Consider the following 12,381-nt stretch of genomic DNA (forward strand, 5'->3'; position numbering starts at 1 on the left):
ACTCAAGCATTTCAGGGCATGACGCGGCACGGAGGGAAACCCCTCCTCGTGCCGGTTTCCAGGCAGGCCGGTTTCCAGGCAGGCCGGCTTCCAGGCAGGCCGGGGCGCCATGGCACCACCGGGCCTGCGCGTTCCAAACCAAGCGGGCAGGACCGCGACCGAACCTGCGATCCCTCAGTCGCGGTCCAGACACCGCGCGTGGCCGTCCCGCACCTGCGTTTCCAGATGCGCGGCTAGGCTCTTGCGGTTTGCGTAATCGTCCACCCGTACCGGCAGGTGGTAGACCAGCTCCACCGAGCCCTGATGCCGCGTCGCCAGAACCTGTACCAGGGAGGGCCCGAAATCCATATCACCCCACCAGCCGTAAAACCGCGCGTCCCGGCCCTCTGGCGCGTGGTAGACGACGCTTAAGGCCTGCACGCGCATTTCGTGCACGACCTCTGCGTCGAAGAAGGCCGCGAATAGCGTGGTCTTGAACGGCAACACCCGGAGCCCGTCGGTCGAGGTCCCCTCGGGGAAAAACAGCAGCCGGTGTCCGTGCAGCAGGCGTTCCCGCAACTGCGCCGCTTGCGCCTTTGCCGCGCGCGGATCACGGGTGATAAAGACCGTCCCCGTAGCCCGCGCCAGCAGACCGATGCCGGGCCAGCCCGCCACCTCGGCCTTGGAAACGAAATAGACCGTCTTGCGGCTGTTCAGCACGAAAATGTCCAGCCATGTCGCATGGTTCGCCACGATGGCGCCGCGCCCCTGCAGTCGGGTGCCTTCGGTCCGCACGGTCAGTCCCATGATCCGCAACACCATCCGGCAGACCACCGGCGTGATATGCGGGGTCCACGGCCGATCGACCCCGAAAAGCGGCCGTTCCAACAGCCGGATCAGCCCCATCAGCGCCAGTCCCAAGCCGAGGATCGCGACGATCGGCACCGCGCGCAGGATCACCCGCAGCCAGTCCCGCCAGCCCAGCCGGACGGGGTCGGGCGGCGGTTCGGAACTGTTCCAGGTAGGACTCATGGACCACTCACTCCGCCCGCTCGCGGGTATAGAGCGCGCGCGCGCGTTCCGTCATCGTCGCGGTATCCATGACAAGACAGACGTCCGTCGTGTTGAAGGCATGGTCGATAAAGGCTCCTTCGCCGACGCAGCCGCCCAGCCGCAGGTATGCCTTGATCAGTGCCGGCACCTGCAGCATTGCGGCGCGCCGGTCGATTTCTGCCTCCGGCACAAGGTCCATGGACTGAAAGGCCCGCGCCCGCACCCGCAGGCCATCAGGGGCAAGGTGGCGATGGTGCAGCAGAGACAACGACGGCGCCAGTGTTGCCACGTCGGTACCGTGAAAGCTTGCCGTGCCAAAGAGCACCTCGACTTCGTGCCGCAGCACGTAATCCGCCAGCCCCTGCCAGAGGTGGAACATGGCCGCCCCCCCCCGATACTCGGGGTGCACGCAGGACCGCCCAAGTTCCAGCAGCCGCCGCCCGGATTGCCGCAGCGGTCCCAGGTCGTATTCATCCTCGGAATAGAACTGCCCTGCCGCCTTCGCCCGATCCCCGCGCAACAGGCGGTAGACACCGACCACTGCGTCATCCCGCGCCCGGTCACGCAGGAGAAGATGGTCGAAGAAAGGGTCGAAACGGTCCCTTTCCAAGCGGTTCCGGTGGTCTACCAGGGCGCCGTCTCCGCCCAGCTCCTCCACGAAGACCTCATAGCGCAGGCGCTGCGCCGCGCGCACAGCGGCCTCGTCGTCCGCCAGCTCGACAGCGAAATCCTCGGCCATGGCCTGCCCTCCCCATCCTTCGCAGTCCGGTTCTAGAAGCCCGCCGCCCGGGGTGCAACCGGGCCTGGGACGCTTGCCCGAAGGCCTGGCTTTGGTTAACCTTTTCTCAACGCCTGCATCGCTAGTTTAACTTTCAAACACAGGCAGGAGCGCCACGACGGTTCCGTCGAGCACGACCTTGCCTTGTTCCCGGAAGTTCACGGTGACCCGGCCACGAATGTTGGACTGGACCTGGCCCAGGCCCCAGTCTGGCTGATCCGGATGCCGTACCAGCATCCCGGGTTCGAGGAAGGCATTGAGGTCAGTCATGGTTTTCCACTCGGTTTAACGTCGGTTTCGGGTCCCTGAAGGAGTTGCGCATGCTGAATACCACCCTCAATGCCGGTCACGGCACGATCAACGCGAACCTGGCGGCCCTGGTGGGCTCACGGTTGTGCCACGATCTCATCAGCCCGATCGGGGCCATCCAGAATGGGCTTGAGCTCATGGCATTGACCGGCGGCGCCTCGCAGGACAGCCCGGAGCTTAGCCTGATACGGGACAGTTGTGAAAGTGCCGCGGCACGAATCCGCTTCTTCCGGGTGGCTTTCGGTTTTGCCAGCGAGGGGCAGACCATGTCCCGGCGCGAGGTGGCCGGAACGCTCGACGCGGTGACAAAGGGCGGGCGGCTCAGCGCCGACTGGGCCGAGGACAGCGATCAGCCACGCACCGAAGTGCAGCTGTGCTTCCTCGCTTACCTTTGTTGTGAAAGCGCGCTGCCGATGGGCGGACAGGTGCATTTCACGCGCGATTCCGCCGGTTGGACGGTTCGCGCCTCGGGTCCCCGCGTGAATGCGGACACCCGGCTTTGGGATCACCTTAACGGGGTGAGCAGCCTTGAGGATCCGCCCGCCGACAAGGTCCACTTCGCCCTTTTGCCGATCCTGGCAGAGGTGCAGCGCCGGCAGTTGTTCGCGCAGACGCGGGAGGATTCGCTGGTCATCAAAATCGCTGCGTGAAGCGCGGGCTTAGGACCGGATCGCGCCGTCACCCTCCACGAGGTACTTGAAGGAGGTCAACTGCTCCACGCCCACCGGCCCGCGCGCGTGCATCTTGCCGGTGGCGATGCCGATTTCCGCGCCCATGCCGAATTCGCCGCCGTCAGCAAACTGGGTGGAGGCATTGCGCATCAGGATCGCGGAATCGAGCCTCTGGAAGAACCGCGCCGCAGCGGCGTCGTCTTCCGTGATGATGGCGTCGGTGTGGTGCGAACCATGCGTCCGGATATGCGCGATGGCCCCGTCGATGTCGTCCACTACGCGGGCGGCAATCACCATGTCGAGGTATTCGCGCCCCCAGTCGGCCTCTGTCGCCCCTTCCGTGCCAGCGATTGCGCGCAGGGTTTCGTCTGCACGCACTTCCACGCCCGCATCGATCAGGGCCTTGATCACGCCCTGACCGATGTCGTCCACCACGTCGCGGTGGATCAGAAGGCATTCGGCCGCGCCACAGATGCCGGTGCGCCGCGTCTTGGCGTTCTTCACGATGGACAGCGCCTTTACCGGGTCGGCGTCCTTGTCGATGTAGATATGCACGATGCCTTCGAGGTGGGCAAAGACCGGCACGCGCGCTTCTTTCTGCACAAGCCCCACCAGCCCCTTGCCACCACGCGGCACGATGACATCGATGTAGTCCACCATCGTCAACATTTCCGTCACAGCGGCGCGATCACGGGTCGGCACCATCTGGATGGCATCGGCGGGCAGGCCCGCCGCCTCCAGCCCGTACACGAGACTGGCGTGGATGGCCTGCGATGAATGCAGCGATTCCGAACCGCCGCGCAGGATCACGGCGTTGCCCGCTTTGAGGCAGAGCGCGCCGGCATCGGCGGTCACGTTGGGCCGCGATTCATAAATCACGCCGATGACACCCAGCGGCGTGCGCACGCGCTTGATGTGCAGTCCGCTCGGGCGGTCCCACTCGGTGATTACCTCGCCCACCGGGTCCTTCTGCGCAGCCACCGCGTTCAGGCTGTCGCGGATGGCTGCAATGCGGTCCTCGGTCAGAGTCAGCCGGTCCATCATGGCCGCGCTCAAGCCCTTTTCCTTGCCAAAGGCAAGATCCTTGGCGTTGGCCTCGATGATCCCGGCGCGGTGTTCCCAAAGGTGTTTGGCTGCCTCCTCCAGCGCCGTCTGTTTGGCAGCGGCCGGGGCAAAGGCCAGCTCCGCCGCGGCGGCGCGGGCGCGCACGCCGATGTCCTGCATCAGGGCGGGGATGTCGGGAAGATCCTTCATGGGTCAGGCCTTTGGCTGAGGGTGATCGAGAGTAATTTTACCAAGAAGAAGCAGGGGCGCAAAGCGTTCCGGGTCCAGCCCTTGTCCGAGCGCCCTGTTTCAGAGCGCCATGTCGTCGCGGTGGATCAGAACGGCGCGGCCCGGGTAGCCGAGGACCTCCTCGATCTCCCGGCTTTGGTGGCCTGCGATGCGGCGCGCCTCTTCTGCGGTATAGCGGGCGAGTCCCTGCCCCAGCGTGGTGCCATCGGGCGCTCGGAGGGTCACCGGATCACCCCGACCGAAACCGCCCTCGACCGCGCTGAGACCAGCGGGAAGCAGCGATTTTCCCGATTGCAGCGCGCGCGTCGCGCCTTGGTCGATGTGCAGGACGCCCTGCGGCTTCATCGCGGCGATCCAGCGCTTGCGCGCCGCGTGCGGATCGAGCGCGGCGGTAAAGGTCGTGTGCGGGGCACCATCCCTCAGGCGCTGCAGCGGATGGTTGTCCGACCCGTGCATGATGATCATCGCGCAGCCCGAGGCGGTCGCCGTCTTCGCCGCCATGACCTTGGTCTTCATCCCGCCCTTCGAGAGGCCACTGCCCGCATCGCCCGCCATCGCTTCGATCGCGGGTGTGATTTCGTCGATAATATCGATCCGTTGCGCTGATGGGTCATCGTTGGGATTACCGGTATAAAGCCCGTCGACATCCGACAGCAAAATCAGAAGATCCGCCCCGGTGGTGACAGCGATCTGCGCCGCGAGGCGGTCGTTGTCGCCATAGCGGATCTCGTCGGTGGCCACGGTGTCGTTCTCGTTGACGATGGGCACCGCGCCATGGCTGAGCAGCGTCGCCATGGTGGCGCGCGTGTTCAGATAGCGGCGGCGGTCGGCGGAATCCTCCAGTGTCACAAGAACCTGTGCCGTTGTCAGCCCGTGCCGCGCCAGCGCCTGACTCCAGGCATGCGCGAGCCGGATCTGGCCGCAGGCGGCGGCGGCCTGGCTCTGCTCCAGTGGCAGGGCCGTGGCGGGCAGGCCCAACAGTCCACGCCCCAGCGCAATGGAGCCGGAGGAGACTAGGATCACATCCTTCCCCGCTGCTTTCTGCGCGGCGATATCTTCGGCGATGGCGGCGAGCCAGTCGGCACGCAGGTCGCCCGTCGCGCGGTCTACCAGAAGCGCCGATCCGATCTTGATGACAACACGCTCCGCGCGGGTCAGGGCGTCCAAGGCGCGCCCTCCTCCCCGCCGCCCTGCTCCGCCTCCGGTGCGGCGGCGGCACGGTCGGCAGCGCGGCGCGCCTCAACGTGCGGGCGCAGGGCGCGGAGGACTTCGGTAACGCCCTCTTTCGTGACGCCGGACATGAGCATCACGTCCCTGGCTCCGGCGGCCTCCAGTTCGTCCTTGAGGAAGGTGCGTTCCTCATCGTCGAGCGAGTCGATCTTGTTCAGCACGGTGACGCGCGGCTTTTCAGCCAGACCGGCCCCATAGGCCTCCAGTTCGTCACAAATCGTGCGCCAATCCTCGATCAGCGTGCCAGAGGTGCCGTCGATCAGGTGGAGCAGCACAGCAGAGCGTTCCACATGCCCGAGGAAGACGTCGCCAAGGCCTCGCCCCTCGTGCGCGCCCTCGATCAGTCCGGGTATGTCGGCCACGACGAATTCAGTGTTATCCACGCCCACGACACCGAGGTTCGGATGCAGCGTGGTAAAGGGGTAATCCGCGATCTTCGGCCGGGCGTTCGACGTGGCGGCGAGGAAGGTCGATTTGCCCGCGTTGGGCAGCCCCACAAGGCCTACGTCCGCGATCAGCTTCAGCCGCAACCAGAGCGAGCGTTCGATGCCCTCCTGTCCGGGGTTTGCACGGCGCGGCGCCTGATTGGTGGAGGTCTTGAAATGCAGGTTGCCCCAGCCGCCGTTGCCGCCCTTGGCCAGAAGCACACGGTCGCCAAGCGTCGAAAGGTCCGCGACGACGGTTTCCTCGTCTTCCTCAAGGATCTCTGTCCCTACAGGCACGCGCAACACGAGGTCTTCGCCGTCCTTGCCGGTGCGTACGCGCCCCATGCCGCCCTGCCCGTTCTGCGCGAACCAGTGTTGCTGGTAGCGGAAGTCGATGAGAGTGTTCAGCCCGTCCACGGCCTCCACCCAGATGGAGCCACCCTTGCCGCCGTCGCCGCCGTCCGGGCCACCATATTCGATGAATTTCTCGCGGCGGAAGGAGATGCTCCCGTTTCCGCCGGAGCCCGAGCGAATATGGACCTTGCAGAGATCTAGGAATTTCATGACGGCGTCTTTCGCGTGTGTATGGGCGGGGTTTAGCGGGGAATGCGGGGCGTCACAAGGTGACGTGAAGGGCGGGCGGGGAAATCCCTGACCTCCGGGCGGTCGATCGCCCTGTCCGAGACCGCGGCAAGCCGAAGGGCGGAGTCATCCCCGCCCCGGCTATCCGCATGCCGCTCATGTTGCGTTCAGCTGAGTTTCTTGAGATATGTCCAGGTCGGCACCTTCGAATTGCGCGCGACGGCGAAGGTCTCCGCATCACCGATATATTCGAAGCCGCAATTGACCAGCACCCGAGCGGAGGCCGGATTATCCTGGAATACGCTCGCGAACATGGTGGCGTTGCCCATGGGGTTCGCCTCCACCAAAGCGCGGACAGCCTCTGACGCGAGGCCCGTATTCCAGAAAGCTGGCGCCACCCAGTAGCTGACTTCGGACTGGTTGCGGTCCATGCGCTCCAGCTGGATCACGCCCAGGACTTCGCCGCCCTCCGATTTGGTCGCGTCGATCACCCAGACGTCCGCCTCCCGATCGTCTGACGTGGCCCGCGCAACGAATGCCTCCCCAGCCGCAGGCGGCAGGGGGTGGGGAATCGACGGTGTCATGACGGCGACACGGGAGTCCCCGGCGTAATGCCCCCAAAGCCCCATGTCTGACCGGCGTACCGGACGCAGCACGAAACGCTCCGTCTCCACAACCGGTTGAACAACGGTCTTCTCCGCCACCGGCGGTTTCACCACGGTCGTATCTAGACCCATCTGCACTCTCCTCCGTGCATCCCCACGCTTCGCGTGGGCGCAGGGGTATCGGACGATCCTGTCCCTTGTGTGACCAAGGCCATGTCTGACCTTGGCCTGGCCCACCCCTGCGTGCTCCCGAACTCGGGGAGCAAAAAAACAAGAGGGACCGGCCGGTGGGCCGATCCCCTGTCTGAATACTCTTCAAACCTGAAGAACGGCTTACTCCGCAGCCTCGGCCACCGGCAGCACCGAAATGAAGGTGCGGCCCTTGAGACCTTTCGAGAAGGTCACGGCGCCTTCGATGGTTGCAAAGATCGTGTGATCCTTGCCCATGCCGACGCCTTCGCCCGGCCAGTACTTCGTACCGCGCTGACGGACGATGATGTTGCCCGGGATGGCTGCCTGGCCGCCGTACAGCTTGACGCCAAGACGACGTCCGGCGGAATCGCGACCGTTGCGGGAGGAACCGCCTGCCTTTTTATGTGCCATGTGTCTCTCTCCTTGCTATCGCGGCTTACGCCAGCGTCTTCGCCTGCTCGACCCACTCGGCCTTCACCTTGGCGCCCTCGAAAGTCTCGGGGTCCACCTTGGCGAGGTCGGCAAAGGTCACGATGCCGGCTTCGTTCAGCTTCTTGGCGGCGGCGGGGCCGACACCGGTGATCTTCGTCAGGTCATCGCCGGAGGTCGCGGCTGCCGGAGCGGCGGCCTTTGCCTTCGGAGCAGAGCCCGCGCCCGCTGCGGCCTTGACGCCGGTCTTGTCGGCACCGTCTGCGAGGATCTCGGTGATCCGCAGCAGCGTCAGTTGCTGACGGTGGCCCTTGGTACGCTGCGAGCTGTGCTTGCGGCGACGCTTCACGAAGTGGATGAGCTTCTCACCCTTGATCTGGTCGATCACTTCGGCCTGAACCGCGGCACCGGCCACCAGGGGCGCGCCGACAGTGACCGAATCGCCGCCCAGCATGAGAATATCGTTGAACTGGACGGTTTCGCCCGCATCAGCCGCAAGCTTCTCCACGCGAAGGACATCCCCCGCCTGGACCTTGTATTGCTTGCCGCCGGTCTTCATCACCGCGAACATGCGCGTATCCTTTTCTTTCCCGCGTCCTGTGGCCCCCGTGTCCGGCCCTGCAAAGGACCCCTCGGGCGTTTGGCGGAACCCCTGTTCCGGCCTCGGACCGCGCGTCCCTTCCGGAACGTCGGTTGCATAAAAACGAAAGGAGGGGCCTAAGCCCCGTCCTTGCGTGGGGCGTATATGTCGGCCTGTCCCCGAGTTGTCAAGCCTTTCGCCCCCCGCCACTTGCCGCCAGTCCAGCGCCCCCGACAGATGCCGTATGGCCTCAGAGATCCTGCGTCCGCATCTGTTCCGCCGCCGCGAGCCCCAGCGCATAGCTGATCTCGTCATACATGGCATTGAACCCGGCAAAGAGGGCCCGGTTCAGCACCCGACCTTCCGGGGTGGCCGAGACATCGATGTATTGCTCCAACTCCTCATCGGAAAGCGGCTCGTAAGCAAGCATGAGGAACGCGTGCAGCCATTCCTCCGTATCGACGCGGGTCTCTTCCTCCTGCCCCCAGACGTCCGATAGAATGTCGCCCTCGCTCATCTGCAGCGCGCCGCCGTCCACCAGCCCGCTGTAGAACTTGAAGGAGGCATTGAGCGCGCCGGTCACATTGGCCTCCAGGAGGTCGCCCACCTCGACAAAGCGCGTCAGTTGCCGCATCCGCGGCGCTTCTGGGTCCGCCACGCGAAAGGCCTCGCGCGCGGCGGCTTCCATGTCGTCATCGATCAGTGCGCGTCGGGCGGAAAGCTCGAGCTGCACGATCCGCGTGCCCAGATCGGACCCAAAGAACGCGGTCAGCCGGTGCATGTCCGTTTGCCCCAGCACATCGGCGAAATGCCCTCGCATGACGATACGCATCTTCTCGGGGTCGTAGATTTCCTTCAAGATCGCACCCCAACGGTCGTTGTGGCCCCCGGGGAACATGTCGTTGGCGAGGTCGGCGCCATAGGACAGGCCTTCCTGATGCATGATCTCCAGGATCTCGTCGATCTGCAGCGCCTCCATCATGTCATCCACCGCCTCGGCCCGTGCTGGCGTGGCCGGGGCCAACGCTAGCAGCAGCAGGCCGAAGCCCAGCACCATCGGAGGCAGCGCCCGGCAAGCTGCCCGCATCAGGGACGACGGCAGGGTAAACAGGGATACCGGTGCTCCGGTCTGAGTGGTCATGGCAGGCCTCGCATGCGTTTCAGTCCCCCAGACGTAGCCTGCAGCGGGAGGCCCAACAACCGGATTGCAGCTGAGATTTTCGGTAACGGCGATTTTCCGACTTTTCCCTGTTGCACCCGCGCATCCGATTGTCTAAACGCCCCCTACCCAGACCGCGGAGAGGTGCCGGAGTGGTCGAACGGGGCGGTCTCGAAAACCGTTGAGCCTTCACGGGTTCCCAGGGTTCGAATCCCTGTCTCTCCGCCACTATCCCCCTGATATTGCTGAACAATGCAAAATTAGCCGGGCGTAGTGCGCTTGAACTGCACCCCTCGTTTCGCTCCTAAAAAGTGTCATACTGTGACCCTTGTTGCGTTCCGACAGGGCCGACTATGCCCCCTTGGATGCGATCTGTGCCGCCTTTTGGGTTCATTGGGCGAGCGTGCTGGCAGCAAGCAACGAAGGGACATCCGAGAGCTCAGTCCACCCTGAGAGGGATCCTGGGGGATCATAGCCGCACGATGTCGTCCAAGCTTGGCTCCTTAGCCGGTGGCCTATGAGGTAAGCCAAGTCCAGCATTGGCCACACGAATTCGGATACTCCGAAGGGCTACCCCTGATGACCTCGACCGCTGCACCGCTTCACAGCGGCGAATGCTTTCGGCCCATACCGGCCAATGACCGGGCCCACCTCCGCTGCGATGCAGCCCGTCATTCCGGACTTTCGCTGCGACCGCAAGTTGGTGGACGTGACACCGAAGGAGTGACAAGTTCATCCCGGACATTTCGGGAGGGTTACATTTGCATACTACTGTCACGACGTTCGATCACGAGGGGCGCTCGTTTGAAATCAAGATGGACAGCGACGGGGAAGGCTGGCATCTCAAGGTCTTTGTCGACGGGGAGCCGACAAAGGTGGACGGGGGCGTGAGCCACGAAGTCCAGCAAGACGCTGCACTTTATGAAATAGGTGATCCGCGCAGGATCATTGCGGATGCCCTGGAAGGTTTCATCAAGGGGAAGGATTAGGGCATTGCCGCCGCGACCTCGGCAGTCGCGTCGCGGACCCCGGGGGCGGACCACACGTCCTCCCGCAGGATGAATTTATGGCTGTTAGTATGGGCGACGTAGGTTGACCGCGCCTCCACCACGTCGCGCGGGATCAGCGCCGCCCTGAACACGCAAAAGTCATCATCGAAGATAACGCCTGCCAGCACGTCGAAATGTCCGCCTGCGAGGTCGCGGATTGCCGATAGTTGGCGCGAAGGGTTGCGCCGATGAACCCGCCGCCCTTTGATCTGAAAGCGGGTTCCGTCCGGGCCGGTCGCGTCAAATCCTCGCTCTGAGTTTGGAGCCTGCGTCCAGCCAAAGGCCGCACAGAATAGGTATTCGGCAAGGTCGCCGGTGGGGTTGTTGGCCGTCCGCAAGACACCCCGCGAACGCAGATCTTCGCCTATCTGAGCATGAAGCGCGAGGAGTTCGGCAGCGGTCAGTTGTGTCAGGTCAGCCATAAAGTATCTCCCCAAGCAGTGTGTCTTTCATTCGGCAACGTTATCTCAATGATGCCTCCCGCCGCCATCGACACTTCGTCCATGCTGTTTATAGTCCTTGTCACCTCTTTGTCCCTTTGACAGGACCTCCCGATTGGCGAAGGTCTTTGGACAGCAAGAGTTGTGTTGCGCCCCTGAATGTGGTTATGCGGGGGCCAAGCGGTGGAGCACACACGGCCCCTTGCAGCCGCTCAACATCCTCCCACCACGCTTCGCAGCAGCCCGTCATTTCGGACATTCACTACATATGTGGCGAAGCCCTCACTCGGGCGCATCTTCGGCATTGAACTGGCAAACCCACATGCTTCATATTGTGGTGGGTCTGACCAATACCACCACAGGCTGACGCTGCCTGCGCACGCAGCCTCGAAGTTCGGTGCCACGAAATAGACGCATCAGGGGATTTCCCCGGCACAACCTGGGCGGTGTTCAAAGCGTGGAGAACTGACGTTGACGCGGAAGAGGAAGTTCCGGATTTTTCCGCCCACGACGATGAAGCCACCAAGACAGAAACCACAAAGGGGGTTCGCGGCGATGAGGGAGGGCGCTACCTTGTAACTGGCGAGATGTGGCGCGGCGAGTGGATAGAGGCCGCCGAAAAGTCTTGGCGGATCGGCTATGGAGAGCCCGATGCGGCTATCATGGTCCAACTCGACGGTGGTGGAGGAAGAGTTGATCTGAAGACACTCAATCATGAGGAAGTGGGGAAATACCCCCATTCGCTCCAACTCCTCAGCGATCCGCCTCAAGGACATCCCGGAATCCCTCAAGGGCAAGATCACCCCGGCAACCCTCTCCGCCCTTGTGTCTGCTTTCACCTTGACCGCCTCATTCCTCTTCATGGTCGCATCCCTCATCCCGCCGAGCTTGGCACCCCGCACCTTCGCCTCAGCCAGCCCCGCCTTGGTTCGCTTCGAGATAAAGTCACGCTCCTGCTCGGCCAGCGCCGCGTAGATGTGGAGTTGGAACTTGTCCGCGTAGGGCATCTGGGCCACCCGCAGGTTCAACTTGGGATCTTCCATCAAGGCTGCGATGAAGGAGACACGGCGGGACAGGCGGTCCAGCTTCGCCACCAGAAGTTCGGACCCGGTCTCCTTGGCCTTGGCGATGGCGTTAGCAAGTTCGGGCCTGTCGTCATCCTTGCCCGACAGCACGTCCACAAATGTAGCGACAACCTCGCACGGTTCATCCGCGAAGTTCGCAAGGAAGATGCTGATGTCCCGTTCCTGTGCGTCTAGCCCAAACCCACTGCGGCCTTGCGCCTCCACGTCGAACTGCCGATCCAAGGTATGGTCGACCACGACTGAGGGTTTGCCGCCATATTTCCCAGGGCGGCGCTTGTAGCCGATCTGTGCCGCGATCCCGGCCAACTTGGTCAGGCGCGCAACGCGGTTCAGACAGATGTTTTCACCCTGCTCGAGAAGATTGTCGTGAAGCTTGCGGTGCCCATAGACCTTGCCGCTTTCGACCCAGGCCTCCTTCAGCAGTTTGGTCTGGCGGGCGTCTTCCTGGGCGCGCTCGCTCAATGGCGCCTTTACCCACGCATAGAAGCCGCTCGGCTGGTTGCGCAGACACCGCCCCGCTCG

The 12,381-nt window shown here is 63.8% G+C and carries 14 protein-coding genes, 1 tRNA gene and 1 pseudogene; 3 read left to right on the forward strand and 13 right to left on the reverse strand.

Going from position 1 to position 12,381, the window contains the following annotated elements; genetic code table 11:
• Window positions 1-174: 174 nt before the first annotated feature.
• The 3 genes from olsA to J5474_RS10490 form a co-directional block, all read right to left on the reverse strand.
• A complete protein-coding gene (olsA, locus tag J5474_RS10480) occupies window positions 175-1,011 on the reverse strand; it encodes a lyso-ornithine lipid O-acyltransferase (RefSeq protein ID WP_209360860.1) in 837 nt (278 codons plus the stop codon).
• Window positions 1,012-1,018: 7 nt separating this feature from the next.
• Complete coding sequence (gene olsB, locus J5474_RS10485) at window positions 1,019-1,771, reverse strand: L-ornithine N(alpha)-acyltransferase (protein WP_209360861.1); 753 nt, start codon at window positions 1,769-1,771, stop codon at window positions 1,019-1,021.
• 126 nt (window positions 1,772-1,897) lie between these two features.
• The gene (locus J5474_RS10490; RefSeq protein ID WP_209360862.1) at window positions 1,898-2,080 is read right to left on the reverse strand and encodes a DUF3553 domain-containing protein; all 183 of its coding nucleotides are present in this window, start codon (window positions 2,078-2,080) and stop codon (window positions 1,898-1,900) included.
• A 50-nt stretch (window positions 2,081-2,130) separates the two neighbouring features.
• Between J5474_RS10490 and J5474_RS10495 the strand changes: the two genes are divergently transcribed.
• On the forward strand, window positions 2,131-2,769 hold the full coding sequence (locus J5474_RS10495) for a histidine phosphotransferase family protein (RefSeq protein WP_209360863.1): 639 nt from the start codon (window positions 2,131-2,133) through the stop codon (window positions 2,767-2,769).
• 9 nt (window positions 2,770-2,778) lie between these two features.
• Here the strand turns inward: J5474_RS10495 and J5474_RS10500 are convergent, their stop codons facing one another.
• From J5474_RS10500 to J5474_RS10530, 7 genes are all read right to left on the reverse strand, one after another.
• The gene (locus J5474_RS10500; RefSeq protein WP_209360864.1) at window positions 2,779-4,044 is read right to left on the reverse strand and encodes a glutamate-5-semialdehyde dehydrogenase; all 1,266 of its coding nucleotides are present in this window, start codon (window positions 4,042-4,044) and stop codon (window positions 2,779-2,781) included.
• Window positions 4,045-4,143: 99 nt separating this feature from the next.
• Entirely contained in the window at window positions 4,144-5,250 is a 1,107-nt protein-coding gene (proB, locus tag J5474_RS10505; protein ID WP_209360865.1) for a glutamate 5-kinase, read from the reverse strand.
• Window positions 5,238-6,302 (reverse strand): GTPase ObgE, encoded by a 1,065-nt coding sequence (gene obgE / locus J5474_RS10510; RefSeq protein ID WP_209360866.1) that lies wholly within the window; start codon window positions 6,300-6,302, stop codon window positions 5,238-5,240. The genes proB and obgE overlap by 13 nt, the downstream gene beginning before the upstream one ends.
• A 185-nt stretch (window positions 6,303-6,487) precedes the next feature.
• Window positions 6,488-7,057: a GNAT family N-acetyltransferase gene (locus J5474_RS10515; RefSeq protein WP_209360867.1), complete on the reverse strand. Its 570-nt coding sequence runs from the start codon at window positions 7,055-7,057 to the stop codon at window positions 6,488-6,490.
• A gap of 201 nt (window positions 7,058-7,258) precedes the next feature.
• Entirely contained in the window at window positions 7,259-7,528 is a 270-nt protein-coding gene (gene rpmA, locus J5474_RS10520; protein WP_209360868.1) for a 50S ribosomal protein L27, read from the reverse strand.
• Between the two features lie 25 nt (window positions 7,529-7,553).
• Entirely contained in the window at window positions 7,554-8,117 is a 564-nt protein-coding gene (gene rplU, locus J5474_RS10525; protein WP_209360869.1) for a 50S ribosomal protein L21, read from the reverse strand.
• A gap of 259 nt (window positions 8,118-8,376) precedes the next feature.
• Complete coding sequence (locus J5474_RS10530) at window positions 8,377-9,267, reverse strand: DUF2059 domain-containing protein (RefSeq protein WP_245216386.1); 891 nt, start codon at window positions 9,265-9,267, stop codon at window positions 8,377-8,379.
• A gap of 156 nt (window positions 9,268-9,423) precedes the next feature.
• Here J5474_RS10530 and J5474_RS10535 point away from each other — a divergent pair.
• Window positions 9,424-9,513 (forward strand) — tRNA-Ser (locus J5474_RS10535).
• Window positions 9,514-10,046: 533 nt separating this feature from the next.
• Entirely contained in the window at window positions 10,047-10,274 is a 228-nt protein-coding gene (locus tag J5474_RS10540; protein WP_209360870.1) for a hypothetical protein, read from the forward strand.
• Here the strand turns inward: J5474_RS10540 and J5474_RS10545 are convergent.
• The 3 genes and pseudogenes from J5474_RS10545 to J5474_RS22775 all read right to left on the reverse strand — a co-directional run.
• Window positions 10,271-10,756, reverse strand: a complete 486-nt coding sequence (locus J5474_RS10545) for a hypothetical protein (protein WP_209360871.1) — start codon at window positions 10,754-10,756, stop codon at window positions 10,271-10,273. The two genes, J5474_RS10540 and J5474_RS10545, sit on opposite strands and share 4 nt — an antisense overlap.
• Before the next feature lie 434 nt (window positions 10,757-11,190).
• Window positions 11,191-12,063, reverse strand: a complete 873-nt coding sequence (locus J5474_RS10550; protein ID WP_342454024.1) for a recombinase family protein — start codon at window positions 12,061-12,063, stop codon at window positions 11,191-11,193.
• Window positions 12,046-12,381: pseudogene (locus tag J5474_RS22775) on the reverse strand (IS3 family transposase); the annotation flags it as partial. The gene J5474_RS10550 and the pseudogene J5474_RS22775, both read right to left, overlap by 18 nt.

Origin of the sequence: Sagittula salina (assembly GCF_017813235.1) — a bacterium.
Taxonomy (GTDB): domain Bacteria; phylum Pseudomonadota; class Alphaproteobacteria; order Rhodobacterales; family Rhodobacteraceae; genus Sagittula; species Sagittula salina.